The 24988-nt window shown below is 42.9% G+C and carries 34 protein-coding genes and 1 pseudogene; 13 read left to right on the top strand and 22 right to left on the bottom strand.

The window, feature by feature from the left end; genetic code table 11:
• Window positions 1-71 precede the first annotated feature (71 nt).
• The 9 genes from ptsN to ACGF5R_RS07915 all read right to left on the bottom strand — a co-directional run bounded on the left by ptsN (window position 72) and on the right by ACGF5R_RS07915 (window position 6833).
• Window positions 72-539, bottom strand: a complete 468-nt coding sequence (ptsN, locus tag ACGF5R_RS07955; RefSeq protein ID WP_262980431.1) for a PTS IIA-like nitrogen regulatory protein PtsN — start codon at window positions 537-539, stop codon at window positions 72-74.
• 123 nt (window positions 540-662) lie between these two features.
• A complete protein-coding gene (gene hpf, locus ACGF5R_RS07950) occupies window positions 663-950 on the bottom strand; it encodes a ribosome hibernation promoting factor (RefSeq protein WP_036775988.1) in 288 nt (95 codons plus the stop codon).
• 23 nt (window positions 951-973) lie between these two features.
• Window positions 974-2413, bottom strand: coding sequence for an RNA polymerase factor sigma-54 (gene rpoN, locus ACGF5R_RS07945; RefSeq protein WP_112879246.1), 1440 nt, complete (start codon window positions 2411-2413; stop codon window positions 974-976).
• 27 nt (window positions 2414-2440) lie between these two features.
• Window positions 2441-3166, bottom strand: coding sequence for an LPS export ABC transporter ATP-binding protein (gene lptB, locus ACGF5R_RS07940; protein ID WP_011148169.1), 726 nt, complete (start codon window positions 3164-3166; stop codon window positions 2441-2443).
• Between the two features lie 6 nt (window positions 3167-3172).
• Window positions 3173-3706, bottom strand: a complete 534-nt coding sequence (lptA, locus tag ACGF5R_RS07935) for a lipopolysaccharide ABC transporter substrate-binding protein LptA (protein WP_112879245.1) — start codon at window positions 3704-3706, stop codon at window positions 3173-3175.
• Window positions 3687-4265 (bottom strand): LPS export ABC transporter periplasmic protein LptC, encoded by a 579-nt coding sequence (lptC, locus tag ACGF5R_RS07930; RefSeq protein WP_112879244.1) that lies wholly within the window; start codon window positions 4263-4265, stop codon window positions 3687-3689. The genes lptA and lptC overlap by 20 nt, the downstream gene beginning before the upstream one ends.
• A 20-nt stretch (window positions 4266-4285) precedes the next feature.
• Window positions 4286-4849, bottom strand: a complete 564-nt coding sequence (gene kdsC, locus ACGF5R_RS07925) for a 3-deoxy-manno-octulosonate-8-phosphatase KdsC (protein WP_112879243.1) — start codon at window positions 4847-4849, stop codon at window positions 4286-4288.
• 17 nt (window positions 4850-4866) lie between these two features.
• Window positions 4867-5835, bottom strand: a complete 969-nt coding sequence (gene kdsD, locus ACGF5R_RS07920; RefSeq protein ID WP_112879242.1) for an arabinose-5-phosphate isomerase KdsD — start codon at window positions 5833-5835, stop codon at window positions 4867-4869.
• Window positions 5836-5858: 23 nt separating this feature from the next.
• Window positions 5859-6833 (bottom strand): calcium/sodium antiporter, encoded by a 975-nt coding sequence (locus tag ACGF5R_RS07915; RefSeq protein ID WP_387690399.1) that lies wholly within the window; start codon window positions 6831-6833, stop codon window positions 5859-5861.
• A gap of 228 nt (window positions 6834-7061) precedes the next feature.
• Here ACGF5R_RS07915 and mlaF point away from each other — a divergent pair, with 228 nt between their 5' ends.
• From mlaF to murA, 7 genes are all read left to right on the top strand, one after another.
• On the top strand, window positions 7062-7865 hold the full coding sequence (gene mlaF / locus ACGF5R_RS07910) for a phospholipid ABC transporter ATP-binding protein MlaF (protein WP_112879240.1): 804 nt from the start codon (window positions 7062-7064) through the stop codon (window positions 7863-7865).
• A 10-nt stretch (window positions 7866-7875) separates the two neighbouring features.
• On the top strand, window positions 7876-8658 hold the full coding sequence (gene mlaE / locus ACGF5R_RS07905) for a lipid asymmetry maintenance ABC transporter permease subunit MlaE (RefSeq protein WP_112879264.1): 783 nt from the start codon (window positions 7876-7878) through the stop codon (window positions 8656-8658).
• Between the two features lie 4 nt (window positions 8659-8662).
• Window positions 8663-9169, top strand: coding sequence for an outer membrane lipid asymmetry maintenance protein MlaD (gene mlaD / locus ACGF5R_RS07900; protein WP_112879239.1), 507 nt, complete (start codon window positions 8663-8665; stop codon window positions 9167-9169).
• A gap of 33 nt (window positions 9170-9202) precedes the next feature.
• A complete protein-coding gene (gene mlaC, locus ACGF5R_RS07895; protein ID WP_112879238.1) occupies window positions 9203-9832 on the top strand; it encodes a phospholipid-binding protein MlaC in 630 nt (209 codons plus the stop codon).
• 1 nt (window position 9833) lies between these two features.
• A complete protein-coding gene (gene mlaB, locus ACGF5R_RS07890) occupies window positions 9834-10127 on the top strand; it encodes a lipid asymmetry maintenance protein MlaB (RefSeq protein WP_112896291.1) in 294 nt (97 codons plus the stop codon).
• 273 nt (window positions 10128-10400) lie between these two features.
• Window positions 10401-10655 (top strand): BolA family iron metabolism protein IbaG, encoded by a 255-nt coding sequence (gene ibaG / locus ACGF5R_RS07885; RefSeq protein ID WP_011148158.1) that lies wholly within the window; start codon window positions 10401-10403, stop codon window positions 10653-10655.
• Window positions 10656-10706: 51 nt separating this feature from the next.
• Window positions 10707-11972 carry a UDP-N-acetylglucosamine 1-carboxyvinyltransferase gene (gene murA, locus ACGF5R_RS07880; protein WP_112879235.1) on the top strand — a complete coding sequence of 422 codons (1266 nt, stop codon included), beginning with the start codon at window positions 10707-10709 and terminating at the stop codon, window positions 11970-11972.
• Window positions 11973-12254: 282 nt separating this feature from the next.
• Here the strand turns inward: murA and ACGF5R_RS07875 are convergent.
• Window positions 12255-12659: pseudogene (locus ACGF5R_RS07875) on the bottom strand (4-hydroxyphenylacetate 3-hydroxylase C-terminal domain-containing protein); the annotation flags it as partial.
• A gap of 426 nt (window positions 12660-13085) precedes the next feature.
• Here ACGF5R_RS07875 and ACGF5R_RS07870 point away from each other — a divergent pair.
• Both ACGF5R_RS07870 and ACGF5R_RS07865 read left to right on the top strand, forming a co-directional pair.
• On the top strand, window positions 13086-13268 hold the full coding sequence (locus ACGF5R_RS07870; RefSeq protein ID WP_370446072.1) for a type II toxin-antitoxin system RelE/ParE family toxin: 183 nt from the start codon (window positions 13086-13088) through the stop codon (window positions 13266-13268).
• A 93-nt stretch (window positions 13269-13361) separates the two neighbouring features.
• Complete coding sequence (locus tag ACGF5R_RS07865; protein WP_036843600.1) at window positions 13362-13700, top strand: helix-turn-helix domain-containing protein; 339 nt, start codon at window positions 13362-13364, stop codon at window positions 13698-13700.
• 68 nt (window positions 13701-13768) lie between these two features.
• On the opposite strand, the gene ACGF5R_RS07860 is transcribed toward ACGF5R_RS07865, so the two are convergent.
• On the bottom strand, window positions 13769-14092 hold the full coding sequence (locus tag ACGF5R_RS07860; RefSeq protein WP_036843602.1) for a hypothetical protein: 324 nt from the start codon (window positions 14090-14092) through the stop codon (window positions 13769-13771).
• 118 nt (window positions 14093-14210) lie between these two features.
• Here ACGF5R_RS07860 and ACGF5R_RS07855 point away from each other — a divergent pair, with 118 nt between their 5' ends.
• Entirely contained in the window at window positions 14211-14570 is a 360-nt protein-coding gene (locus tag ACGF5R_RS07855; RefSeq protein WP_036843604.1) for a type II toxin-antitoxin system RelE/ParE family toxin, read from the top strand.
• Window positions 14567-14905: a helix-turn-helix domain-containing protein gene (locus tag ACGF5R_RS07850; RefSeq protein ID WP_036843606.1), complete on the top strand. Its 339-nt coding sequence runs from the start codon at window positions 14567-14569 to the stop codon at window positions 14903-14905. The genes ACGF5R_RS07855 and ACGF5R_RS07850 overlap by 4 nt, the downstream gene beginning before the upstream one ends.
• 79 nt (window positions 14906-14984) lie before the next feature.
• Here the strand turns inward: ACGF5R_RS07850 and ACGF5R_RS07845 are convergent, their stop codons facing one another.
• Entirely contained in the window at window positions 14985-15149 is a 165-nt protein-coding gene (locus tag ACGF5R_RS07845; RefSeq protein WP_152963025.1) for a hypothetical protein, read from the bottom strand.
• A gap of 137 nt (window positions 15150-15286) precedes the next feature.
• Between ACGF5R_RS07845 and ACGF5R_RS07840 the strand changes: the two genes are divergently transcribed.
• Window positions 15287-15493 (top strand): hypothetical protein, encoded by a 207-nt coding sequence (locus ACGF5R_RS07840; protein WP_071992938.1) that lies wholly within the window; start codon window positions 15287-15289, stop codon window positions 15491-15493.
• On the top strand, window positions 15486-15833 hold the full coding sequence (locus tag ACGF5R_RS07835) for a hypothetical protein (protein ID WP_036843609.1): 348 nt from the start codon (window positions 15486-15488) through the stop codon (window positions 15831-15833). The genes ACGF5R_RS07840 and ACGF5R_RS07835 overlap by 8 nt, the downstream gene beginning before the upstream one ends.
• A gap of 174 nt (window positions 15834-16007) precedes the next feature.
• Here the strand turns inward: ACGF5R_RS07835 and ACGF5R_RS07830 are convergent, their stop codons facing one another.
• The 10 genes from ACGF5R_RS07830 to ACGF5R_RS07785 are packed head-to-tail and all read right to left on the bottom strand — an operon-like array spanning window position 16008 to window position 24921.
• Window positions 16008-16460 (bottom strand): tail fiber assembly protein, encoded by a 453-nt coding sequence (locus tag ACGF5R_RS07830; protein ID WP_036843610.1) that lies wholly within the window; start codon window positions 16458-16460, stop codon window positions 16008-16010.
• On the bottom strand, window positions 16461-17438 hold the full coding sequence (locus ACGF5R_RS07825) for a hypothetical protein (RefSeq protein ID WP_239002445.1): 978 nt from the start codon (window positions 17436-17438) through the stop codon (window positions 16461-16463).
• 1 nt (window position 17439) lies between these two features.
• The gene (locus ACGF5R_RS07820) at window positions 17440-18015 is read right to left on the bottom strand and encodes a phage tail protein I (protein WP_036843612.1); all 576 of its coding nucleotides are present in this window, start codon (window positions 18013-18015) and stop codon (window positions 17440-17442) included.
• A complete protein-coding gene (locus ACGF5R_RS07815) occupies window positions 18008-19111 on the bottom strand; it encodes a baseplate J/gp47 family protein (protein WP_036843614.1) in 1104 nt (367 codons plus the stop codon). The genes ACGF5R_RS07820 and ACGF5R_RS07815 overlap by 8 nt, the downstream gene beginning before the upstream one ends.
• Complete coding sequence (locus ACGF5R_RS07810) at window positions 19102-19455, bottom strand: GPW/gp25 family protein (RefSeq protein WP_036843615.1); 354 nt, start codon at window positions 19453-19455, stop codon at window positions 19102-19104. The genes ACGF5R_RS07815 and ACGF5R_RS07810 overlap by 10 nt, the downstream gene beginning before the upstream one ends.
• Before the next feature lie 55 nt (window positions 19456-19510).
• Window positions 19511-20107 carry a phage baseplate assembly protein V gene (locus ACGF5R_RS07805; RefSeq protein ID WP_036843618.1) on the bottom strand — a complete coding sequence of 199 codons (597 nt, stop codon included), beginning with the start codon at window positions 20105-20107 and terminating at the stop codon, window positions 19511-19513.
• The gene (locus tag ACGF5R_RS07800) at window positions 20104-21282 is read right to left on the bottom strand and encodes a phage late control D family protein (protein WP_036843619.1); all 1179 of its coding nucleotides are present in this window, start codon (window positions 21280-21282) and stop codon (window positions 20104-20106) included. The genes ACGF5R_RS07805 and ACGF5R_RS07800 overlap by 4 nt, the downstream gene beginning before the upstream one ends.
• Window positions 21270-21482 (bottom strand): tail protein X, encoded by a 213-nt coding sequence (locus ACGF5R_RS07795; protein ID WP_152963027.1) that lies wholly within the window; start codon window positions 21480-21482, stop codon window positions 21270-21272. The genes ACGF5R_RS07800 and ACGF5R_RS07795 overlap by 13 nt, the downstream gene beginning before the upstream one ends.
• A 2-nt stretch (window positions 21483-21484) precedes the next feature.
• A complete protein-coding gene (locus ACGF5R_RS07790; protein WP_036843620.1) occupies window positions 21485-22369 on the bottom strand; it encodes a phage tail protein in 885 nt (294 codons plus the stop codon).
• Window positions 22369-24921 carry a phage tail tape measure protein gene (locus ACGF5R_RS07785; RefSeq protein ID WP_387690394.1) on the bottom strand — a complete coding sequence of 851 codons (2553 nt, stop codon included), beginning with the start codon at window positions 24919-24921 and terminating at the stop codon, window positions 22369-22371. Before ACGF5R_RS07785 ends, ACGF5R_RS07790 begins: the two co-directional genes overlap by 1 nt.
• Window positions 24922-24988: the final 67 nt, after the last annotated feature.

Here is a 24988-nt window from a genome sequence, read left to right as displayed (position 1 = left end):
GCGACTCCCCTTAATTTCTTAGTGGTTATTATGAGCCACTCTTATTTATTGCTATCCATGCATTGCAACAGTTATTCAGTGATAATTGCGTATAATTCTTCATCACTTTGTGCCGATCTCAAACGACGGCAGAGATTTTTATCTGCAAGACGTTTGGCAATCAATGACAATGTGTGTAGGTGTGTTTGGCATTGATCGTTTGGAACCAGTAAAGCAAACAGCAAATCGACTGGTTGATTATCAATAGCATCGAAAGCAATAGGTTGTTCCAGACTTAGGAAAACGCTAACCGCTTGATCTGAGCTTTCTTCATCTAACTTACCGTGAGGGATAGCAATACCACTGCCAATTCCAGTAGTACCTACTTTTTCTCGGGTTAATATTGCTTCGAATACGACATTTTCTGGTAACTTAAGCTGCTTAGATGCTAGCTCACTGATAATCTCTAAAGCCCGTTTTTTGCTCGAACAATGTACATTATTGCGCGTACATGCGAGGGAAAGCACAGAGCTTAGTAGTAAATCTGCTTGATTATTCATTTTCCTATTCACTTAGGTGCTTATTGATACAGGATGCCATAGGTTATCTGTGGCATCCTGTATTTGCGCACTGTTTTACAGCAATACTCTGCTGTTGTTACTACATTCTTTGTTAACTAACTGTTAATGATGTCTCAGTTTGTCTTTATGTTTGGTTAATTGACGCGCCAGTTTATCGACCAGTCCATCAATTGCTGCATACATATCTTCATGTTCTGATGATGCGTGCAACTCACCTCCGTTAATGTGTACAGTAGCTTCGGCGATTTGTTGTACCTTTTCCACTCGGAGGATTACCTGAGTCAGGTTGATCCTGTCGAAATATTGATCCAGTTTGCTGCATTTTGCAGTGATAATGTCGCGTAATGCATCAGTAATTTCAATATTGTGGCCGGTTATTTTGAGTTGCATATTGTCTTCCTTCTCTGTTCATTTCAAACCAGACGCTTACGTTGGTTTGATGGCGGAATGGATAACGACTCTCGATATTTTGCGACAGTCCGTCGGGCAACCATGATGCCTTGATCGGCTAGCATGCTCGTCAGTTTGCTGTCACTGAATGGTTTGGCGGGGTTCTCCGCTGCTACCAGTTTTTTCACCAAAGCCCGTATTGCAGTTGAAGAGGCTTCGCCTCCACTTTCTGTATTGACATGGCTGGAGAAAAAATACTTCAATTCAAAAATACCACGTGGGCTGTGCAGGAATTTCTGGGTGGTTACCCTGGAAATGGTAGATTCATGCATATCAATCTGGAAAGCAATGTCTGCCAAAACCATAGGTTTCATATACTCTTCACCATGTTCAAAAAATTCCTGTTGCTGCTCTACAATACAACGCGCAACTTTCAGCAGAGTATCATTTCGGCTTTCCAGGCTTTTGATAAGCCACTTGGCCTCTTGTAGGTTATTGCGGATAAACTGACTGTCACTTTCATTGCGCGTATGTTGCCCAAGCTCTGCATAATGCTGATTAATGTGTAAACGGGGGATACTATCTGTATTCAATTCTACTTGCCAGTGTTCACTCTCTTTTCGAACCAGTATATCGGGGATGACATATTCTGATTCGCCGGTGTTTATTGCCAGGCCAGGCTTCGGTTCAAGTGACTGGATTAAATTTATGACCTCTTTCAGAGTATCTTCTTTCAAGCGACTTAGGCGGGTTAAATTGCGGAAATCCCGATGACCTAATAGCTCCAGATGTTCGCAAACGATCAGTCTCGCCTCTTCCAAATAAGGTGTTTCTGGTGGAAACATTGATAGCTGGACTAGTAGACAATCTTTTAGATCACGAGCGGCGACACCGATAGGATCGAAATGTTGTATTTGTTTTAGCACCGCTTCCACTTCTGCCAGAGTAAGTTGAGCGTCGCCAATGCTGACAAGAATATCTTCTAATGGCACAGTGAGATAGCCAGTATCATCTACGGCATCAATGATTGATGTCGCAATTGCCGCATCTGTTTCGGTGAAAGGGGTGAGCTCTGCCTGCCACATCAAATAGTCTTGCAAGGTTTGAACGGTTTCACCTTGGTAAAGTGGCAGTTCGTCGTCGTTATAGTCATTACGTGTCCCGGAAGGTGTGCCAGCGGTATAAATTTCATCCCAACTGGCATCCAGGGGTAACTCGTCTGGCATATCCTTTTGTTGCAAGGCATCAAGCGTATCCATAGCTTCCGTTTCGTTATCGGGAAGTTCCTGATTGCTAATTTCCTGATGATCTTCATCCTGTTCAAGCAAAGGGTTCATTTCTAACGCTTGTTGTATTTCCTGTTGGAGTTCAAGCGTAGAAAGTTGCAACAAACGAATAGCTTGTTGGAGCTGTGGTGTCATAGCCAGTTGCTGGCTAAGCCTGAGTTGCAAACTTTGCTTCATAGCGTTAAATCAATTCTCCTGGCCGAATTAGAGCCGGAAACCTTCGCCTAAATAAACGCGCTTCACCTGTTCATTATTAAGAATATCATTAGGTGTGCCGTGAGCAATCAGATGCCCTTGGCTGACAATATAAGCACGTTCGCATACATCCAATGTTTCACGGACATTGTGGTCTGTGATAAGGACCCCGAGTCCATAATCTCTCAAATGCTGAATAATCTTCTTGATATCGATGACTGAGATAGGATCTACGCCGGCGAAAGGCTCATCCAGCAAAATAAATTTAGGATTAGCTGCCAGCGCTCTGGCAATCTCTACGCGGCGACGTTCACCTCCGGAAAGTGATTGACCAAGATTGTCACGTAGGTGGCTGATATGAAACTCTTCCATCAGCTCTTCGGCACGTTCTTTCCGCTGTTCTTGAGTCAAATCCTGGCGGATCTCCAATACAGCCATCAGGTTGTCGAATACGCTTAGACGGCGGAAAATAGAAGCTTCCTGAGGCAAATAACCGATACCACGTCGTGCCCGTTCGTGAAGTGGCAGTAGGCTAATATCTTCATTATCAATGGTAATTGTCCCGGTATCCCGTGAAACGATACCGACGACCATATAGAAAGTCGTCGTTTTCCCTGCACCGTTCGGACCAAGCAGGCCGACAATTTCGCCGGAGTTCACGTTTAGGCTGACATTTTCAACGACCTTACGGCCTTTGTAAGCTTTTGCCAGGTTTTCTGCGTTTAGTATTGCCATATATCGTTATTTACTCTTGTTGTTAACCCCAGGGCCTTCTTCTTGTAATTGAGAAGGTAGTAGGACGGTTGTCACTCGTTTACCTTTGTCACTAAACGCTTCCATTTGCTGAGTTGGGACTAGATAGGTGATACGGTCGCCTTTTATATTGCTGTCTAACTGTTCCAAATAGGCATTGCCAGTGAGTGTAACCAGCTCTTTATCCATTTCGTAACGCATTTTGGAACCGCGGCCCTTGATTGGTTTGCCATTGTCCTGTAGTTGATAGAAGGTTACCGGATTGCCAAATGCTTCAATAACCATTTTCTTAGAATCGCCATCTGGGCGAGTCACAACAACTTTGTCAGCGCGGATATCGATAGAACCCTGTTTGATGATCACATCTTCTGTAAATGTGGAAGTGTTTCTTGTCATGTCAAGGGCTTGTTTAACAGAATCGATAGAAATGGGTTTCTGTGTGTCATCTTTCAGTGCCATAGCGGGAAGACTGACTACAAAGATAGCACTGGCAATAAAAGCATTACGGATTCTGTTTTTCATGTTGGATTTCATAGTAGGTGTTAACCTTTTCAATCAGTTCAGCGGTTTTGTTTCGCAGGTTGCCACGCATTTTCATACCGACGGATTTTAGCCCGACACCAATCAGTGTGACCTGATCGTCAGATGAAACATCCTGAGTGACCAGGTTGATGATAGCGTTCTCTGTAGTAATACGTTGTAATTGTGACGTATTAGTCAGACTGTCAACCTGTACGTCTCCGTAAAGATAGAGCATTTTGTCATTAGTTAGTTTGGCTTTGTTAGCACGAACTGTCCATGTAGCAATGGCATTTGAGTCATAAGTAATTAATACCGGTTTGGTAAACCAGGTAAGTTTTGACTCTGCATAGTTCTGGACGTCATCAGCGACCAGTTTATACGTCAGTTTCCCCGTAGGGTCATAAACAAAAGTTATAGCTTCCTGACTTTGATAGGTTGGCTGACTGTTATCTGTGGCAGAAGATGATTTAATCTCATCTGAATCAGACAAGTTCCAGCCAATTAACGCCAGGATGATTAATACCAGAGTTATCACCAACCAGGATTTGATTCTATCCATTCTCGTTTCACTTCAACCTACTATATTGATAATCCTTTGGCCTCTTCCAGCTTATTCTGAGCAAAAAGCACCAAATCACAAAGTTCCCTTACCGCACCGTGTCCCCCTGCAATTTGGGTGACATAATGCGCTTTTGGTAAGAGTAATGGATGTGCATCCGCCACAGCGACAGATAACCCCACTTGTTCCATGACAGGCCAGTCAATCAGATCATCACCAATATAAGCAACCTGTTCTGGTTTTAATCCCAGTTTATCTAACAATTCTTTGTACGCCAAAACCTTATCACTTTGTCCTTGGTAAAGATGTGTAATACCCAAGGTGTTTGCTCGATCTTCCAGCAATTTTGCTTTACGGCCGGTAATAATAGCGACTTCGATTCCTGAAGTAATTAAGCAGCGAATTCCGTAACCATCTCTAACATTAAATGTTTTTAATTCTTCACCGTTATTGCCCATATAGATCCGGCCATCGGACATAACACCGTCAACATCGCAAATCAGTAAGCGGATTTTACGGGCTTTTTCAATAACGTCTTTATTAACTGGACCATAACAGGTGTCCAAATAAACTAATTGGCTCATTAAGGCGTTTTCTCCGGTTACACCACACCAGCTTGTAGCAGGTCATGCATATGTAATACACCAAGCAATTTATTGTCCTCTGCAACCAATAAAGACGTGATATGGTGTGACTGCATTAAGTTCAATGCATCAACTGCAAGGGCATTCGGTTTGATGCGGATGCCACCTGTTGTCATAACATCTGAAATTTTGACATTGTACAAATCGACGCCCATATCAAACACTCGCCGTAAGTCACCATCAGTAAAAATACCATCAATATACATATTTTCATCGCAAATGACGGTCATACCCAGTTTTTGTCGGGTGATTTCGAGCAGCGCTTCGCGTAAGGTGGCGTGACGATTAACCTTTGGAATATCATCGCCTATATTCATCAAATCACTCACCAGTAGCAGAAGTTTGCGTCCAAGAGTGCCGCCTGGATGTGATAGTGCGAAATCTTCAGCAGTAAAGCCGCGCGCCTGGAGCAATGCAACCGCTAAAGCATCACCCATAACCAGTGTTGCAGTGGTACTGGTTGTAGGAGCCAAACCTAGCGGACAAGCTTCCTGTGGGACTTTGATACACAGGTGGATATCGGCGGCTTTTCCCATATTACTGTTGTAATTGTTAGTCATGCAGATAAGCGGGATTTTTTGGCGTTTTAATGCGGGAATCAGCGACAAAATTTCACTGGATTCACCCGAATTTGAGATGGCTAAAACAATGTCTTTAGGTGTGATCATGCCGAGATCGCCGTGGCTGGCTTCTCCCGGATGAACGAAAAAGGATGGTGTACCGGTGCTGGCGAAAGTGGCAGCAATTTTACACCCGATATGGCCGGATTTACCCATCCCCATGACAATCACTTTACCTTCGCAGTTGAACATCAGTTCACAGATACGGTCAAAATCTCCGTTTATATGTTGTTCAAGTTCTGTTAATCCATCCCGTTCTATGTGTAATACTTTTTTACCCGCTTGCTGAAAATCAATCTTAGGCATTTCTTTTTCCTACTCATTCGTGTTTATTCAATGCTGTAATTGGAAATAAACAGTACGATAAAATAAGCGATAAAGCAGCTTAATAACAGGACACCTTTAAATCGGTTTAATCGGTGTTTACGACCCAGACAAAATGCAGTAAATATTATGCTGGCTACCATCATTACCCAAAAGTCACGATGGAAAGATTCAGGTGAAATGGCGGCAGGTGAGAGTAATGCGGGAAGGCCCAAAACAATTGATATATTGAATATATTCGAACCTATAATATTCCCGAATGCAATGTCATCTTCGCCTTTGAATGCTGCGGCAATAGAGGTTGCTAATTCTGGCAGGCTGGTACCGACCGCAAGCACGGTAAGCCCGATAACTAATTCACTGATGCCATAAATGCGGGCAATAACAGTTGCATTATCAATAACCATACGAGTTGCCATAGGTAAAATAAGTAACCCTAATAGAATCCAAAGTAGGGCAATGTGTTTATTGCCTTCGACCGGTAATTCCGCAGCCTGTTCTTGCGTATAAATATCCGCTTCGGCACGGCGCGGTAGAGCAACCATTTTTATCATCAGTAAGATATACACTATGGCGGAAGCGAGTAATACCAACCCATCCATCCGGCTGAGATAGTGATCACTCATTAAATAACCACAGAAGACGGTGAGCAGTAGCATCAATAGCAGTTCCTGCCGCAGGATATCTGATTTTACTTCCATTGGGCGAATAAATGCAGCAGCACCGGGTATTAGTAGCAGATTAGTAATGTTGGAGCCAATAACATTACCCACGGCCATATCAGGTTGACTATCTAGCATTGTAGTAACTGAAACCATTAATTCTGGTAGAGAAGTTCCAATGCCAACAATGGTAATACCAATAATAAATGGAGGCAGTCCCAGAGTACGGGCAAAAATTGCAGCACCATATACTAATCTATCGGAACCATATACCAGTAAAATCAACCCGGCAATTAGAAGTAAAAAGGTCAGAAGCATGAAGCGTCCCTTGTAAGGTATATTCCGAATTAATGTTAACGCTGGTTGATTTTCTAAACAAAAATTGTCTGCCCAGTTAGATGGGGTATATTCTGACGGCGGTGGATAGAAAAGTAAAATTTGTCATCACATTAATGGCGAAAATTTTCCCGTTTTTTTGTAGTATATATGATTAATATATGAACCAAATATTAAAGCCAATTTATTAACCGTTAAGGGCTATCAATAATGAATCGACAGACAGCAAATCTCATCGAGATCCGTGGTATGTATTTTACCCGTGGTAACCGTTTGATTTTTGCTGATATTAATCTAGTTGTGCCTAGAGGAAAAGTCACTGCAATTATGGGGCCTTCTGGGATAGGGAAAACGACACTATTACGATTAATTGGTGGTCAGTTACGTCCTGAACGCGGAGAGATCTGGTTTGATGGTGACAATATTCCTGCTTTATCCCGTTCTCACTTGTATGCTGCTCGCAAGAAGATGAGTATGCTGTTTCAATCTGGGGCATTATTCACTGATCTCAATGTCTTTGAGAACGTTGCTTTTCCGCTGCGTGAACATACGAATCTGCCTGAAGAAATTATACAGACCACGGTAATGATGAAATTAGAGGCGGTAGGGTTACGTGGTGCCGCGAATTTGATGCCTTCCGAACTTTCCGGTGGTATGGCAAGGCGTGCGGCTCTGGCTCGTGCTATTGCACTTGATCCTGATCTGATTATGTTTGATGAGCCTTTTGTTGGTCAGGACCCGATTACGATGGGGGTTTTGGTGAAGTTGATTGATGAGCTGAATAAGGCACTTGGCGTTACCTGTGTGGTTGTTTCCCACGATGTACCGGAAGTTCTGAGCATTGCAGATTACGCTTATATTATCGCTGAACAACAGATTATTGCTGAGGGTACAGCTCAACAGTTGCATTCTAATTCTGATAGGCGAGTACGGCAATTTCTGGATGGTATTGCTGATGGGCCAGTACCTTTCCGTTTCCCGGCAGGGGATTATAAAACTGAGTTATTAGGATAATGGGATGTTAATGTTAACACAGGCGCTGGCGGCACTTGGCCGACGGGCCATTGAGGTGTTTGCCTCTTTTGGCCGTGCAGGTTTTATGCTTTTCCGCGCGATAATTGGCAAGCCAGAACCCGCCAGACAATGGCCGTTACTCCGACAGCAGCTTTACAGCGTGGGTGTTCGGTCATTATTGATTATTATCGTTTCAGGGCTGTTTATTGGCATGGTGCTTGGCCTACAGGGGTATCTGGTACTGACAACATACAGCGCAGAAGCCAGTCTTGGTATGATGGTGGCGATATCTCTGTTACGTGAATTGGGGCCGGTGGTCACGGCACTGTTGTTTGCTGGTCGAGCAGGATCAGCCCTGACCGCAGAAATCGGTTTGATGAAAGCCACGGAGCAAATTTCCAGCCTGGAGATGATGGCGGTAGATCCATTACGGCGTGTGATAGCGCCCCGTTTCTGGGCCGGGTTTATCAGTATGCCGCTATTATCTTTGATTTTTGTTGCGGTAGGTATTTGGGGCGGTGCGATGGTTGGTGTTGATTGGAAGGGGATTGACAGTGGCTTCTTCTGGTCTTCCATGCAGTCTGCTATCGAGTGGCAGAAAGATTTGCTGAATTGTTTTATTAAAAGTGTCGTTTTCGCCATTACTGTGACCTGGATTGCTCTATTCAATGGTTATGATGCGATCCCGACTTCAGAAGGGATCAGCCGAGCAACGACCAGAACGGTGGTTCATGCGTCGTTAACGGTTTTAGGTTTGGATTTTGTGCTGACAGCACTCATGTTTGGGAACTAAGCCAATGCAAAGCAAGAAAAGTGAAATTTGGGTTGGATTTTTTGTCTTGATTGCACTGGCTGCAATCGTCTTTTTATGCCTAAAAGTGGCAGACATTAAATCGGTAGGCAACCAGCCAACTTACCGTTTGTACGCAACTTTTGACAATATTGGTGGCCTGAAAGTGCGTTCACCGGTAAAAATTGGGGGTGTGGTGATTGGTCGTGTTGCAAGTATCTCTCTTGATGAAAAAACTTATACGCCGCAAGTGGCACTGGATATTATGAAGCAATATGACCATATCCCTGATACCAGTTCTCTTTCCATTCGTACTTCTGGCCTATTAGGTGAACAATATATTGCCTTGAATATAGGGTTTGAAGATCCCGATATGGACACCCGTATTCTGAAAGAGGGTGATCGCGTACAGGATACCAAATCAGCAATGGTACTTGAGGATCTCATCGGCCAGTTCTTGTATAAGAGTGGTGATAATGTTCAAAGTGGGTCAGAGCACACGCCGACACCCTAGCCAGCAACTGAATATCATTAAGAGGAACCCATTATGTTGAAGAGATTATTAATGGTGGCGCTATTGGTTTTCGCGCCATTAGCGAGCGCAGTTGATCAAACGAATCCTTATAAGCTGATGCAGGATGCGGCGGAAAAGACTTTTACTCGTTTGAAAAACAGCCAATCACAAATTCGTCAAAACCCAGATTATCTGCGTAAAGTGGTGAAAGAGGAGCTACTGCCTTATGTCCATATCAAATACGCAGGGGCATTGGTTCTGGGGAAATACTATAAAGATACGACTCCAGAGCAGCGCAAGGCTTATTTTGTTGCATTTGAATCTTATCTTGAGCAGGCCTATGGGCAGGCTTTGGCAATGTATCATAATCAAACTTACCAGATTGACCCTGAAAAGCCGTTAGGGGACAGCAATGTTATTGCTATTCGTGTCACTATTATCGATTCGAATGGCCGTCCTCCTGTCCGTCTTGATTTCCAATGGCGCAAAAACAGCAAAACTGGTTACTGGCAGGCATTTGATATGATTGCAGAGGGCGTCAGTATGATTACGACTAAACAGAGTGAATGGGCCTCTATCTTGCGTCAGCAAGGTATTGATGGCTTAACTAAGCAGCTTGAAATCAGTGCCCGTCAGCCAATTACTCTGGAAGAGAAAAAATAAGATGGCTGAGAGTCTGATCTGGGAAAAAATAGGGCAAACATTGATTCTCAAGGGCACTTTGGATCGTAATAGTTTGCTTCCTCTCTGGCAGCAAAAAGAGAAATTATTGGCTGATATTGACAGCATCAATGTGTCACAACTTGAATATGTGGATTCTACCGGGTTAGCTCTTTTAGTCCGTTTCAAACATCATATGCAAAAGAGAGGGGATAAATTGCGCTTTTCTGGCATTGATGAACGGCTTAACACCCTGATTAAGCTCTATGATCTGCAAGAAATGATCATTGATAGCTAACCGATAATCTCATTAATTATCTGTACATACCCTATGGATTTCAAGATGCATCGCGACGGCAAGGGAACGAATCCCCGGGAGCATAGATAACTATGTGACTGGGGTGAGTGAGTGCAGCCAACAAAGAGGCAACTTGAAAGATGACGGGTATAATCAGCGCCTTTGTAAGCAGAGATGTTACAAGGGCGTTTTCACAGTTTAAGAATAAGCAGGATTCTATTAGGATAGATGGCTGTCTATTATTTATTTCTAACTACAGAACATTGAGCAATTATGGATACTAATGAGATTAAGCAAGTGCTGATGGATAAATTAGCACTGGATGAAGTCATTGTTAACGGAGATGGCAGCCATTTCCAGGTTATTGTGGTTGGTGAGATGTTTGCTGGTATGAGTCGGGTAAAACAGCAGCAAGCCGTTTATGCGCCTTTAATGGAATACATTGCTGACAATCGTATTCATGCCTTGTCAATTAAAGCCTACACGCCGGATGATTGGAAACGGGATCGCAAGCTCAACGGTTTTTAATGTTGTTTGCCTCGCTGCGAACAGCAAATTATATAAAGAGAGTAGTCACAGATGGATAAATTTCGTGTGAAAGGGCCCACTCGTCTATCGGGTGAGGTTACTATTTCCGGGGCAAAAAATGCTGCACTGCCAATCCTGTTCGCCGCGTTGTTGGCTGAAGAGCCTGTTGAGTTGCAAAATGTTCCAGAATTGAAAGATATTGATACCACTATCAAATTATTGAATCGCCTTGGGACCAAAGTTGAACGCAATGGTTCTGTATTTGTAGATGCTCGCGATGTGAATCAATATTGCGCGCCTTACGAGCTAGTAAAAACCATGCGTGCATCTATTTGGGCGTTAGGTCCTTTGGTAGCGCGTTTTGGTCAGGGGCAAGTTTCTTTGCCGGGGGGGTGTGCGATTGGCGCCCGCCCGGTTGATCTGCATATCAGTGGCTTGGAACAGTTAGGTGCTGAAATTGTGCTGGAAGAGGGCTACGTCAAGGCTTCCGTTAATGGGCGTCTGAAAGGGGCTTGCATTGTGATGGATAAAGTCAGCGTTGGAGCGACAGTTACGATTATGACCGCGGCAACGTTGGCTGAAGGGACAACCGTTATTGAGAACGCAGCACGTGAACCTGAAATCGAAGATACGGCTAATTTTCTCAATACCTTGGGTGCAAAAATCACAGGCGCTGGCACTGACCATATCATCATTGAAGGTGTGGAACGCCTTGGTGGTGGTGTATACCGTGTACTACCTGATCGGATTGAAACGGGAACATTTCTTGTTGCGGCTGCGATATCCGGTGGCAAGGTAGTTTGCCGTCATGCTCAGCCTGATACGCTGGATGCGGTATTGGCTAAATTGCGTGAGGCGGGGGCGGATATTGAAATAGGTAAAGATTGGATAAGTCTCGATATGCACGGTAAGCGCCCTAAAGCTGTGACATTACGTACAGCTCCTCACCCCGGTTTCCCGACCGATATGCAGGCTCAGTTCAGCTTACTGAATTTGGTTGCTGAAGGTGCTGGTATGATCACCGAAACTATTTTCGAAAACCGTTTTATGCATATCCCTGAATTAATTCGGATGGGGGCTCATGCGGAAATTGAAAGTAATACCGTGCTTTGTCATGGTGTTAAAAAATTATCTAGTGCTCAGGTCATGGCGACGGATTTACGCGCATCGGCAAGTTTGGTTTTGGCGGGTTGTATTGCCGAAGGCGTAACGGTTGTTGACCGTATTTATCATATTGACCGGGGTTATGAACATATCGAAGATAAGTTGCGTGGACTTGGCGCAAACATTGAACGAGTGAAATCAACGGGAAAGTAATTGCGCTTCCTTAAATTTGGAAATAAGAAATGGGGGTAATTGTCGGGTAGCTTCGATAATTGCCAACTTTCTTATAATGCTAAAGATATTCACATATACACTGTCAGACATAAACGTTTTTGACACACATTGTTGTGTGTCAAAATAGTTCTCATTTAAATAGCCCTCAGCAGTTTTTTAAACCGGTGTTGAGGGTGTTTGATACAGGCGAGAGTCTCACTACATTTTGGAAATACAGGCAGTGTTCATTTTCTACAGACATAAAGACCTCCCCCCACCGATTTACTTTAGTAGTTTATCTAACAGATTAATATCTTGGTTATTGTGTAAATGTGGTCTTGTCCAACCATTCAAGTCATAGTCAGAAAGACAGGATTCCACCAAGTTCATCATTTTCTTCATATTGCCAGAGCTATAAGCATGGCGCAGACATTGCAAGCGGACTCCATCTTGACTACCAGCATAATTGATTTCGTATAGCTCATGGCGGCCACCGAATTCACTGCCAATGGCATCCCACATTAATTTTAAAATCTTAATCCGTTCTACATAGTCGATGCCATTGGAACCGCGTACATATTGTGCAAGATACTTATTAATTTCTGGATTATTCATGTCACGTATACTGGATGGCAGGTAGATTAAGCTGCTGGTGACATTACTTTCAATAATATTCTGATGCCGCGCACGATAAATTTCCCTCATTCGCGCAATAAATGAAGCGGTAATTGCGTTTCATCTATTGAAAAGTTTTTACATAACTAATCGTTATAGATATGACTGTAGTTTATCCAATTTACCCATTTTTCCTCTGAATCTGTAGTACGAACCGTTGGGCAACTTGATATCGAGACGCGACTTGCTACCAGTCATCTCAATGTAATGTTTGAAATAGCCAAGTTTGTCAGCGGCCTGAACATACCTATCGTACATTTTCTCCTCGTCAGGCTTCAAACTCCTTCAATTCTGCATTTGCAATTTTTTACGGAATGGTATAAAATTTTATACATCCAAATAAGGAAGGAAACTATGATAAAAATCAGGAGCGGTACTAGAGAAAGAAATTGTCTGTATTGGCCCTTCTTGTGAAGATTTGTTAGCCTTTCCTTACAGATCGCACGTAAAGACGCAGGCTATCAGTTTCATAGAATACAGCATGGAATAGATCCTGAAGACTGGAAACCCTTTTTTGGCATCGGTTCTGGTGTAAAAGAAATGCGGCTAAGAGACAGTACAGGTATTTATCGTATTATGTATATTGTTAAATTTGATGAAGCTATTTTACATATTACATAGTTTTTAGAAGAAAACTTAACAAACGAATAAACAGGACAAGGATATCGCTAAAGTGCGATACAACGTAGTTATCCAGCATCGGGGAAATATCAAATGACCACTAAAATTGACACTGAAATTCGTAGGGTAACTCCAGCCGGACGTAATATATTTTCTGAATTAGGTTTTACTGAGCAAGAGGCTCAACAACTTCATACAACTTCTTTACAAGAAATAGAAAACACACTGCAAATTAAAGAACGGTTAATGGAAGAAATTACTTTATGGATTGTGGATGAAAAAATGAAACAAGCTGAAGTAGCAGAGATGTTACACATTTCTCGTCCAAGAGTGTCTGACGTTGTGAATAAAAAAGTAAATAAATTCACCATTGACGCATTGGTTAATATGTTAATCCGTATAGGGAAACCTGTTCAGATTACGGTGGGTTAAAGCACATATATTAACAATTCAAAATAGGAGGCACTTAGAATAGGTGCCTCTTGGTATTTCAAAATGATTCAACCTTTCGGTTCAATACCACGTGCCAGCAGCTCTTTGCGCAAAATTCGTTTTATCCATGTTGCTAAAGATGTATCACCATCTTTCTTCATTTCTGCTTCAAGCTGGAGACGAAATTCCTCTGTTAACCTCATAGGAAATTGAGGAGATCTTTTATTTTGTATTGACAAGGTATATACCCTATGATTTAATGCTACTGTATATACCAGTGTATATTCAAAGAGTTTCAAAAACAACGGAGCTTGGTAGTGTCTCACCACTAATCGGGTTTCTAACCACAACATTATTGGAGCTAATGCTATGGCTAACGCTAATAGTAACATACGCACGCATTCAAAACGCTATACATTTATAACGTACCTTTCTTATCGATTGATAATCGAACTTCGCCCATTACACATGATTTCAGCATTGCATACAATTAAATAAGGAAGGAAAACTATGACGAAAATCAGGAGCGGTACAGAGAAAGAAATTGCCTGGATTGGTTCTTCTTATGAAGACTTGTTAGCCTTTCCTATAGACACACGTAAAGACGCAGGCTATCAGCTTCACAGAATACAGCGTGGAATAGATCCTGAAGACTGGAAACCCTTTTCTGACATCGGTTTTGGCGTAAAAGAAATACGGCTAAGAGACAGTACAGGTATTTATCGCATTATGTATGTTGCTAAATTTGATGAAGCTATTTACGTATTACATAGTTTTCAGAAGAAAACTCAACAAACGAATAAACAGGACAAGGATATCGCTAAAGTGCGATACAACGCAGTTATCCAGCAACGGAGAAATATCAAATGACCACTAAAATTGACACTGAAATTCGTAGGGCAACTCCAGCCGGACATAATATATTTTCTGAATTAGGTTTTACTGAGCAAGAAGCTCAGCAACTTCATACAACTTCTTTACGAGAAATAGAAAACACACTGCAAATCAAAGAACGGTTAATAGGAGAAATTACCCTATGGATTGTAGATAAAAAAATAAAAAAAACTGATGTAGCAACAGTATTGCACATTTCTCGTCCAAGAGTATCTGATGTTGTGAATAAAAAAGTAAATAAATTCACCATTGACGCATTGGTTAATATGTTAACCCGTATAGGGAAACCTGTTCAGATTACGGTAGGTTAAGACGCGCATATTAAAGTTATTAGGATAATTTAAAATAAGAGGCACTTAGAATGGGTGCCTCTTGGTATTTCAAAATGATTCAACCTTTCGGTTCAATACCACGTGCCAGCAGCTCTTTACGCAAAATTCGTTTTATCCATGTTGCCAAAGACGTATCACCATCTTTCTTCATTTCCGCTTCAAGCTGGAGACGAAATTCCTCTGTTAATCTCATCGGAAATTGAGGAGATCTTTTATTTGGCATTGACAAGGTATATACCCCATGATTTAATGTATATTGTATACACCAGTGTATATTCAAAGGGTTTCAAAAACAACGGAGCCCGGTAGTGTCTCACCACTAACCGGGCTTCTGACCACAACATTATTGGAGCTAATGCTATGGCTAACGCTAATAGTAACATACGCGCACATTCAAAGCCCTATATATTTATTAACGCCCGTTCTAACCGACTGATAATCAAACTTCCCCCATTACGCATGATTTCAATATTAGCTACCACGGAAATAGAAGTTTGTACTCTGCTAGCAGGCTTTCCTTTGGTATTTGCCTCATGCAAACCACTAGGGGAACTGAACCATGCTTAATACTAAGAATATTAAGAATACTTCGGACATTGAGAACTACTGCGATATCTTCTATTCCGACATGGCGAATGTTGTGTCAGTACTGGATACGGCGGATATGAGTGAGCAAGATATTGAACTACTGGAAGAAGCCTGCGAAGCTAACAGTGCTGGGCTCTGTCATGGGTTACATTTTCTGGGAGATACTCTTATTACTTTTGCCGCTAATGACGTGGTAGAATTCACCCCAGAAAGTCTTTGTCAGTTAGGCCATTGTCTGGTTGCTATCAGCTCACTATTGCCGATGTTATTTACTCTGTATCAGAAAACCAATAAAGAAACTCAGCTACGCAGCCTTTAACTCTGAAATAGCCTAAGCGCTCATTATGCTAATCGCTTCCACTTGTAATCCCATGATCTACAAGTGGATGCCATCCACGTACATCTTATACTGCTTTGGAATCATCCCCGATATAGTCCGTAACTGCACGGAATTGGTTACCGTATCAGAAATAAGAATAGGGCCATTAATCCCTTATTCCGTAATTCTGGGTTTTTCAGGCCAATAAATATCTGGCGCTAAGCTAGCATCAACACGGTTTAGCAATACCCTATATTTTTTCAAAGCGGTCAACCGAGAGTTTTCCTCATCACTCGCCATCCCCAAATCTACCGCATCTTGTAACGGAGCTATCTGTTTACTTACAGTGAACATAAGTTGCTGTTTCTTATGTTCTGCTTGTTGCTGTTGTTCCTGCCTGAGTTTTATCACACTGCTTTCTGATATTATCCACTTTTCACCATCGTATTTATGATAAACGGACGGAGCGCGTTCAGTAAGCACTGGATAACCCTCTTTATTACTAACAATTGACAAACCGTGTGACTGCCCTGTAAGTAATTCATTGTGTTTCTCTGCTGTTATTTCAATGCATTCTTCATGAGCTTCACTATAAAAAGCGCCTTCTTTTCTGGAGAAATAAACCATTTATACCCCCCAAAATAATATATGAACAACTTTGCTTGGATTCTCATTGTTGTTGGGAGTGCCCGCTTGATATTCAAACGTCGATAATGTTGCATTACGTACTAATGTGTGACCTGTTGATGTATTTATACTCGACATGCTTGCGACATAGCCAATAAACTGATTTTTAAAAGAAATTGGATAATTGATTTTTACCCATGACTGTTGGTTTGATGCAACTTTAACCCATTGAATAATTATTCCTGTATCCCCACATTGCCACCAGCCATTTTCAGATTTTATAGCTGCGTTTTGCAATGCGAGTGTACCGCTTCGCTCAGGTATTAATATATTATAACGTCGCTGATTGCTCGGATCGTTAGAATAAATATGTAACAATTTTCCTTCCGAACCATTAATTCCTACCATATACCCATCTTTCGATTTGAAACGTAGCTCAGGAAAAGAAGTTTTACTATCAATTAATAAACTACCAACTGTTGCGGTTTTATCGCTAGAAATACGCAAGAAAGTATTATCGCTCTCAGATTTAGCATAACTTCCCACATCTCCGGCATTCAATGAAATATCAGATGACAACGCTTTTCCATTCACTTTACGAATGGATGGTACTCGGCTATTAGCGTTGTTATTTGCAGCTACAGCACTTTGATTCGCCGTATTCGTCAGTGATTGCACAAATGCTGTTGTTGCAATCTGAGTATTATTAGCGTTTTTAGCAGGTGTGGGGGCAATTGGCGTTCCTGTGAAAATGGGACTGGCTTTCGGTGCATATTGAGTATGTGGGTCTTGTACCTCAGAATGTTCCCTCAACTCATTCCCATTTTGTTCTAGCTTCTGTTTAAGATAGCTTGTGCGATTGGTCAACTGTTTAGCCTGCCGATTGGAAATACCATCAGGCCCGCCTAACACGGGGTCTGAGGTTTCTATCTGATACACTCCCTCTGACCACTGTGGGGTTTCCGGTAAATTAGCCATTTTAACTGCTCCCATAATTGTAACTACCGTCATAATTGACAGTATTGTTGTAACGAATTGATACAGACTGATATTCCAAGCTGGCAAGGTGGCAGCGTGCAGGCGCAAACGCGGCCAGTGTGGTACGCAGTAGCGAGGCTTGATCATTGGTAATAGGTTGTTGAAGTATGACGCGATAATCTGCCCAGGATGTTGAATCTCCATGAACATAATTATCGTTATGGCTGGCATGACCGTCATAATTAATTTGACCAGTGCCTTCAATTAAATCAATTTCACCAAACCCAAAACGACGGATAATTTCACGAATTGACCACGGTGTGCCTTTATACCGATGCAATTCTATAGCTGATTTGATTAACGTGCGGCGAGCCTTGTCTGATTCGACAAGCTCCCAGCCATCGCCAAATAGGGAGAATTGATTTGCAAGCCAATGCAACGCGCTGCTATCGACAGTATCAATGAGATAAACCATTAATTGGGTTAAATCGATATCATCAAAACGGGAGGCCAACTGACCTAATGCACGCATACTGATATCAGCTTCCAGTGGAGGTGGTAGATGTAACTTAACCATCAGCGACTCCAGTGACCACAACAGTGATACCGATACAGTTCGCCCATTCATTTTTACCTACAATCTGAAACGTAGGAGACTCCAGTACGACTTGATAGACGCCAGAAACAGACAATGTTGAGATGATTTGGCTGGGAACAATATCTTTCCCTAACGTTGTTGCTCGTTCAGCTACCCATGTTTGTATGGCCTGTTCTGCTGCTGATTGAATACCGGGTGCATTAACGCCACTGTACAAGGTCAGTTTAGCCTTGATGGTATAATCAACCTTCACGGGAGGTTTTGCATGTACAGTGTCAGTCAACGGGCGGATTTTTTCGTCAGAACAAAAACTTTTCACCAGCGTTAAAATGCTTTCATCTGGCAACCCCGTCGCCAATAGTGGAAACAGTTCAACAACACCCGGAATGGGAGACCTGACTGCGACATCAACAATATTAGGGTGAGCACGCATGGCATGAAAGCGATAAGCCTGACGACTGCCCGCATTAGTAAACGATTCAGGGGCCATCTTGATTCGTACACGTAGCCTCTCGTCACTTTCCTCTGCCGAACCACCACTACTCACTATTGTGTTGGTCACTTGCAGGTCAATGTCGTCGATTTCATCCAACAATGTACTGACTTGTGCTGGTTGCCAGCTATTCCCTGATAATCCAGCATCTGTACAAGTAGCTGTGACATTAACGAAACGTGTACCTGCATTCAGAACAGCATCTGTATTAGTAGCAAAAGTAATACTGTCCGATGCATTAACACGCGTCCCCACAGGAATGAGCACATCTCGCTCTAACGCATCATCAACACTAAATTGCAGTGTTGTATGCGCCGGTTGGGCGGGTAGCCGATATACTCCGACCAACTCCCCTAAGTAGTCCAAAATGGGCGCATGGGCAAACTCGACCAGATTCTGCTTGGCGGCTTCCTGAACTTGCATTCTGGTTAGTGCTTCACGATATGCAAATAAATTGATCAGCAGGCGCTCTGCCTGTGCTGGGTACAAAGTCTTACCTACATCAGCCTCATACTTTGCAATCATTTCGGTTGTGATTTTCTCTACATCACGCTCGATAAAATCAGGTTCTGTCAGCGCCATAGCAACTCCGTAGATTGTGTAATGCCATCAACTGCTGTCCAATTCACACGCAGAGTTAGGTGTTCTCCATTGACAGTTGGTTTCACGGAGAGCAACTGGCAACGAGGTTCCCAACGTGTAATAGCATTAACAGATTCCCTGACAACGTGGGGAATCGCGCGGTCTATTGGGTAATCAATATAAAGGTGCAAGTGACTGCCGAATTCTGGTCGATGTGGATCACTACCACGTGGTGTACGTAGAATAATGAGTATTGCTTGGGCGATGTCATCCAGCCCACAGGCAATTTTGCCTGAGCTCTGGAGAGCGGGTTGCCAAAAAACAGAGTGTGAGTTCGTATTCATGGGGAACAGTATCATCCCCTGTAGGCATATCTGATATTAAAGGTGTTTAAAGAAACTAATGAGGATGATGATTTGAGTTACCACCTTCATCCATGATGCTGCCCGTTGCATGGATGTTGCCATTAACGCTGACATTGCCCTGAATGGTCGCAGCAGCTCCATTACCACCAGAGCCCGACAGTCCATTTTGGTAAGTTAATTGGCCTTTCACTAACATATTTCCGGTTACGATTGTTTCCGGCGCATCAATAGTTGCCTGATGTGTCTGAATAACAACATTGACTCCCACCGCGATCTTAATGTGCTGAATGCCGCCATTAATAGTCAGGGTGTGTGAGGTACGATCATAGTAAAAAGCTGCATCATCTGCATAAGTCATACCACGGACGTCTTTATTGTTAGCTGACGGTTTATCAACACTGGAATAGACAGCACCTAAAATAACACCATCTTCACCATTGGCATCCAATAGCACTTCAACCTGTTCCCCAACATCGGGCAACCAATAGTCTTTGTTATTCTGGGTATTGCGCTGCAACACATTCAGCCAGTTAGTACGCATATTATCGCATTCAGGCAATCGCACGCGGGCACGAACAGTAGCAGGATCTACGGCGCTAATCGTACCAACTTGACGAGTTACACTGCTCATTTGGATTCCTCCTTGATGATTGTGTCGGAAGAACCATCAGGCTTATATACAACCAATTTCCGAGTCTTACCTTTTTTATCTTTCTTGGATTTGCTTGATGTAACAGGGCCACGAGCAACTTCAAGTTCGGTTATATATCCGCTGTCGCGATCAAAAGAGTGGTGAGCTGAAGTAATTAACCATTGTCCAGATAACTTGCCAAATTCAATCAACTCAATTTTATTTCCGGCGGTTAACTGAGGGGCTCCCATCAATGAAAGTGAGCCGTTCTGCTGGTACTCATTATATGAATCCAGTGCTGACGTGGCCTTTACTTCAGCGCTATTCTTGTTAGCAGCCCGGCTGTTTACTTTTAAGGTATCTGCGCTGGTTTCTTTACCACTATTCTTGTCTTTTGGATTGGACTGATTACTTACACTGGTCGTGCCATCAGCTTCATAGACAATCAGCTTTTTATCATCAGCCTTTTGGTACTTCACTTTGGCTTTTTTATAGACTTTACTAATCGTGTCCCGCAGTGAAAATTGGGCAACATCACGAGGGTATAATTTTTTTATGGGTTCTTGGCAGCGCAAACTGGCTAAGTGGGAGAAAATTAGCTGTTCACTGACAACCTTAACGGCATAACCATATTCACCGGCCAGCCGTTTCAAGAACGCCACATCGGTTTCAGAATATTGCGTCACCCTGTCAATCTTGATGATTTCGATACTGCCGATCAGCTTTAACTGATGTTTCTTGGCGATGCGATTAGCAATAGCTGCCAGAGTTGTATTCTCAAATCCGCGGTTAGATTTGGTACGCAATGCCGTATTGATAGACGTTGCTACACCTCGAACAGATACAATAGAAGGAGGGATGCTGACTTCAATTTCATCAATATAGAATGAGCCACAATTCAGTAGCCGTTCGCCGAAATAGCCCAACTTCAATGTCAACGTATCACCTTTGCCCGGATACCATTTATCTAGCCAGCGACCATCAGTATCATCCAACTCTACCTCTATTTCATCGGATTCGCTTTTGATGTTGTCGGTATAGCTGACACGAGTGACATAAGGAGTGATGTCATTTGTGATATCTTTTTGCAAATATCGTAACGTGAATGTCGGACTTAAAACCTCTGAGACACCCGTTATAGATGGTGTTTGCTTGGTATCAATTATCTTAGCCACGGTGGTGTATCCTCTGCAATTACTACATTGTCAGCGTCAATGATGGGGATCAACAATACGATCCCAGATGGCAATACAGGTGTAACTGCAACGTGCGGATTAGCAGCAATTATGCGAGCGTAACCTAAAGGGTCACCATAATAATGGTGAGCCAATAAATCCCACCTATCGCCATCTTTTGTAATGTATTCAAGAAACATGATCAAAGCGCCCTTGTGGTAATTTGCGCTGCCATCTTACTGAGCGCGGGTGATATTGATGTAAATGTTGAACTTGCCGATTCAAGTTGAGCTGATACAGAATCCAATACAGCCGCGATATTACGGCTATCAGCACGGCTTAATGACGATTGGGCATTGTTAACAAATGTTGCTGCTTGCCCCGTTGCTCTGGTCAATTGAATCGCATCTGGCAATGAGTTACCGAGTGATTGAAAAGCCGGATAGCTTTTCCCTAATGGCCCAACAATATTGTTAAGTCCGGTAAGAAGACCTGGTACACGGGTTAACGCTATGGTCGGGTTGTCTTTCATCTTCTGTGCAGTACGTACCGCGCTGATGGTTGTTTGCAGTGCTAATTGTGCTTGTTTGGCATAATTCACACCATCCCTGACTTTTTTAGCCATACCTGATGGTTTCAATATTGCATTAGACAACGCCTTTGTATTCGGGACATGGGATTTAATGGCAGGCAGTTTCAGCGGTTTTTTAGGATCACCGATATATTCACGTAATGTCACCGAGGCATTGAGGGCAAATATATTACCTACTGAATCCGTTTGTTCACTGGTGGCTGTCACATCGGTAATAACAAACCAGCCACGGTAATCACCATTTCCGAATATTAGCGCAAGTGCCTGATGCTTTCGCATTGCTTCACACAGCCGATTCAATTCAACATCCGGCACACAATAATGTTGATGAAAGACCAAGCTAATTTGAATTTCATCCAGTTTCTCACCCACGAACTGCAAGCTGGGCTTACCTTGAATTCGGGCATGTTCGGCATAATCAACACCAAACGTTACATCGAAACCATCCCAATAAGTGATCAGCTCAAATTCGATATCACCTAATACCGCAAACATTATCCGTACCTCCGGCGTTCTCTCTGAATAATAATATGCTCCAGCAGTTTCTCTAATTCACGCACACTCAGGTTTAAGGCTTTACTAATATCGGGCATAGCCGCTTGTTGTTTATCACTAATGTATATTTGCGGGGAGAAAGAGATAGAAAAACCATTATTGTTGTTGCTGGTATCTTTATAACCTGTTCGTCTAACTGGATTGCTCGACATCATCTCAGGAGGTGAAATTTGTGGGACATCAGAGGTCATTCCCTTAGCCAGACGTTGAGTAGCACGAACAGCCAATGGCGTAGTACGATCAATACCAACAACCGCACCTTGCACAATATTATCGCCAAATCCCATAAATACCCGACTGGGGGATTGAATACCCAACGCTTCTTTAAACCAGCTAGAAACTTTGCCACCGAAGTTTTTAATGGTGTCCTTAGCCGTGGTCAGCATATTAGAAATACCATTAACCAACCCATTAACGATATTTTTACCAAAGTCAGTAAAATTATTGGGCAGATCAATGCCAAACCATTTCATAACGTCAGCAAATGTTTTATAGAACAACCCCAATGGCGACCAATTTAAAATTAATTTACTGACCTCAAATATTCCTCCATCAAACGCATTAGTAATGTCATTCCATCGAGCTGTAAACCAATCTTTGACGTTAGACCAAATATTTTTGATTCCCTGCCATCCCATCTGGAAAGCAAATTTTACTAAGACCCAAAGCCGTTTAAAGAAATTACTGATGGGCTTCCAATAGCGATAGATAAGATAAGCGGCCACTGCAATACCGGCGATGATCAATCCGATAGGATTCATTAATAGTGCGCGTCCAATCCACAAAATAGCTCTGCCAGCTAACATCAAGCCCTTATAGAGAGCACTACCGAGGATTCTGCCCAACCAGAGAGCTGATCCGGCTATTTTTCCCAAGATATTTGCAACGACACCGAATCTACCACCACTACCGATAGCCATTCGAAACAATAACCACCGTGTGCGCATTAACATTGCGCCTTTCCAGATATCAGTTATAGGGGAAAGTAAAAGATTAAGACCTAATCTTACACCGATTGAAGCGGCTTTGAGTGCTAGGAACCCACCAACCAGCATGACAACATTACTGATGAGTTCAGGATTAGCGGCCAGCCATTTTCCGGTCTTGTCCATCAATGGAATAAAGGTTTCGGCTAACTGTATTAATGCTGGACGCAGCGACTGACCAATGCTAATAGCCGAATCATTAAACCCAATTTGAGTACGCCGCCATTGCGCTTCTAAGGTATCGTTCTGCTTATCAAAGTCGGTATCAACAGATTTTTGTGCCGAATCAGTCCCCATACCTGTTTTGATACGCTGATAATCGCTCCAACGTTTCCGCATGGCCAAGAGATGGTTGACTGTCTGTACGTCGGTAAAAATAGAGGATAGCCCGAAAGATTCCATGAGCATACGTTGTGCATCTTCATCACCTCTGGCTCCCGCTTTTTTCCACTCTTTCATGAGATCAGCACCTTTACTCTTGATAAAACGGTCTGCGATCATGATTGAAGCTTCATATTGCGAGTATCCCGAAGAAACATATCTGCTCATTGAGGTTTGATAATCGACGTCAGCTTCAGCGTATCTTTTGGCAATATCACCACGTCCCATTGAAGCTAGCCAGTTCCTCATATTGGTAGCAGCTTCACCTTCCATTCCTGCACCTTCACGACCAACTTCCAAGCTGGCAATAATCTGTGAAACTGCCTCCTGACCGTATATTCCCTTACCAGCAAATTGTTGCGCCATTTCTGGGAAGTATTGGGCGAGATCTTTTAATTCAAAACGGCCCGATTTAGCGCCGAAAACGACTCGGTTAAAGGCTTCTTTTAGCGCTTGATCACCTTCAATTTTCAGGGATTCAAAGGATAGAACCATTTTGGCTAAGTCATTAATATTAGCTTTAGATGCCGTGGCGACGCGGCCCAATAATCCACTCATATCGGTCGATTTCACGGGAGATTTTCCGGCGGCAACTAATGTACCAACACCTTCCAGCAGGGTTTCTTGTAATTGGTTTGTTTGCTTGGCGTTCTGGCGCAAGATGATTCCGATTTTTTGTTCTTCTTTCGGAGACAGATCACCAGTGACAGCAATATCTCGCAATCCTGATTCAAAAGAGGCGTATTTTGTTACCGATTTCATAACAGGAGAAGATATCGTGCGAGTTAATGCATAGGTTTCGGCTCCCTGTGCATATAGTGCCATACGATTCGCTTTGGCTGCATCACTCATGATAGCAGCAGACGGTAAGCGCTGTTGCTGACGGTTCAACTGCTCCAGCGTTCGGCTAACACGTTGTAGATCTCTATTCAAACTCTGAGCACTGCGGGAACCGAGCTGACCGTAACGTTCAATAGCACGGTTCAGTGCTTGTTGTCTGTTCTCAAGTCGCCGTGTCGTTTCTCCCAGCGCTCCCAGTGTACGACGTGTGCCGGACATGGCAGAACTGAACGCACCACTAATGGCCCCACCAATAATGACACCAATGGAAAATTTTGCTGACACGAATTAAGCTCTCATTAAATGGGAAATAAAATGGAAAATTCACTTCCAGTATTCCAGACACTATTAT

This window comes from Photorhabdus sp. RM71S (genome assembly GCF_042879355.1).
Taxonomy (GTDB): Bacteria; Pseudomonadota; Gammaproteobacteria; order Enterobacterales; family Enterobacteriaceae; genus Photorhabdus; species Photorhabdus kayaii.
The sequence above is the reverse complement of the archived record's forward strand: the minus strand, read 5'-3'. Positions and strand labels throughout refer to the sequence as shown.

Bases quoted from the DNA above. Each gene is read 5' to 3' on its own strand.
- kdsC (WP_112879243.1), bottom strand. From the start codon at position 4,849: ATGAGCCAATTAGTTTATTTGGACACCTGTTATGGTCCAGTTAATAAA.
- ACGF5R_RS07795 (WP_152963027.1), bottom strand. From the start codon at position 21,482: ATGTTTCTTGAATACATTACAAAAGATGGCGATAGGTGGGATTTATTG.
- mlaE (WP_112879264.1), top strand. From the start codon at position 7,876: ATGTTAACACAGGCGCTGGCGGCACTTGGCCGACGGGCCATTGAGGTG.
- ACGF5R_RS07830 (WP_036843610.1), bottom strand. From the start codon at position 16,460: ATGGTTTATTTCTCCAGAAAAGAAGGCGCTTTTTATAGTGAAGCTCAT.
- ACGF5R_RS07790 (WP_036843620.1), bottom strand. From the start codon at position 22,369: ATGTTTGCGGTATTAGGTGATATCGAATTTGAGCTGATCACTTATTGG.
- ACGF5R_RS07805 (WP_036843618.1), bottom strand. From the start codon at position 20,107: ATGAGCAGTGTAACTCGTCAAGTTGGTACGATTAGCGCCGTAGATCCT.
- ibaG (WP_011148158.1), top strand. From the start codon at position 10,401: ATGGATACTAATGAGATTAAGCAAGTGCTGATGGATAAATTAGCACTG.
- lptA (WP_112879245.1), bottom strand. From the start codon at position 3,706: ATGAAAAACAGAATCCGTAATGCTTTTATTGCCAGTGCTATCTTTGTA.
- mlaB (WP_112896291.1), top strand. From the start codon at position 9,834: ATGGCTGAGAGTCTGATCTGGGAAAAAATAGGGCAAACATTGATTCTC.
- murA (WP_112879235.1), top strand. From the start codon at position 10,707: ATGGATAAATTTCGTGTGAAAGGGCCCACTCGTCTATCGGGTGAGGTT.
- ACGF5R_RS07825 (WP_239002445.1), bottom strand. From the start codon at position 17,438: ATGGCTAATTTACCGGAAACCCCACAGTGGTCAGAGGGAGTGTATCAG.
- mlaD (WP_112879239.1), top strand. From the start codon at position 8,663: ATGCAAAGCAAGAAAAGTGAAATTTGGGTTGGATTTTTTGTCTTGATT.
- ACGF5R_RS07835 (WP_036843609.1), top strand. From the start codon at position 15,486: ATGCTTAATACTAAGAATATTAAGAATACTTCGGACATTGAGAACTAC.
- hpf (WP_036775988.1), bottom strand. From the start codon at position 950: ATGCAACTCAAAATAACCGGCCACAATATTGAAATTACTGATGCATTA.
- lptC (WP_112879244.1), bottom strand. From the start codon at position 4,265: ATGGATAGAATCAAATCCTGGTTGGTGATAACTCTGGTATTAATCATC.
- ACGF5R_RS07860 (WP_036843602.1), bottom strand. From the start codon at position 14,092: ATGTTACTATTAGCGTTAGCCATAGCATTAGCTCCAATAATGTTGTGG.
- ACGF5R_RS07915 (WP_387690399.1), bottom strand. From the start codon at position 6,833: ATGCTTCTGACCTTTTTACTTCTAATTGCCGGGTTGATTTTACTGGTA.
- ACGF5R_RS07865 (WP_036843600.1), top strand. From the start codon at position 13,362: ATGACCACTAAAATTGACACTGAAATTCGTAGGGTAACTCCAGCCGGA.
- mlaF (WP_112879240.1), top strand. From the start codon at position 7,062: ATGAATCGACAGACAGCAAATCTCATCGAGATCCGTGGTATGTATTTT.
- ACGF5R_RS07855 (WP_036843604.1), top strand. From the start codon at position 14,211: ATGACGAAAATCAGGAGCGGTACAGAGAAAGAAATTGCCTGGATTGGT.
- ACGF5R_RS07815 (WP_036843614.1), bottom strand. From the start codon at position 19,111: ATGGCGCTGACAGAACCTGATTTTATCGAGCGTGATGTAGAGAAAATC.
- lptB (WP_011148169.1), bottom strand. From the start codon at position 3,166: ATGGCAATACTAAACGCAGAAAACCTGGCAAAAGCTTACAAAGGCCGT.
- ACGF5R_RS07840 (WP_071992938.1), top strand. From the start codon at position 15,287: ATGGCTAACGCTAATAGTAACATACGCGCACATTCAAAGCCCTATATA.
- ACGF5R_RS07850 (WP_036843606.1), top strand. From the start codon at position 14,567: ATGACCACTAAAATTGACACTGAAATTCGTAGGGCAACTCCAGCCGGA.
- ACGF5R_RS07810 (WP_036843615.1), bottom strand. From the start codon at position 19,455: ATGAATACGAACTCACACTCTGTTTTTTGGCAACCCGCTCTCCAGAGC.
- kdsD (WP_112879242.1), bottom strand. From the start codon at position 5,835: ATGCCTAAGATTGATTTTCAGCAAGCGGGTAAAAAAGTATTACACATA.
- rpoN (WP_112879246.1), bottom strand. From the start codon at position 2,413: ATGAAGCAAAGTTTGCAACTCAGGCTTAGCCAGCAACTGGCTATGACA.
- ACGF5R_RS07845 (WP_152963025.1), bottom strand. From the start codon at position 15,149: ATGCCAAATAAAAGATCTCCTCAATTTCCGATGAGATTAACAGAGGAA.
- ACGF5R_RS07820 (WP_036843612.1), bottom strand. From the start codon at position 18,015: ATGGTTAAGTTACATCTACCACCTCCACTGGAAGCTGATATCAGTATG.
- mlaC (WP_112879238.1), top strand. From the start codon at position 9,203: ATGTTGAAGAGATTATTAATGGTGGCGCTATTGGTTTTCGCGCCATTA.
- ptsN (WP_262980431.1), bottom strand. From the start codon at position 539: ATGAATAATCAAGCAGATTTACTACTAAGCTCTGTGCTTTCCCTCGCA.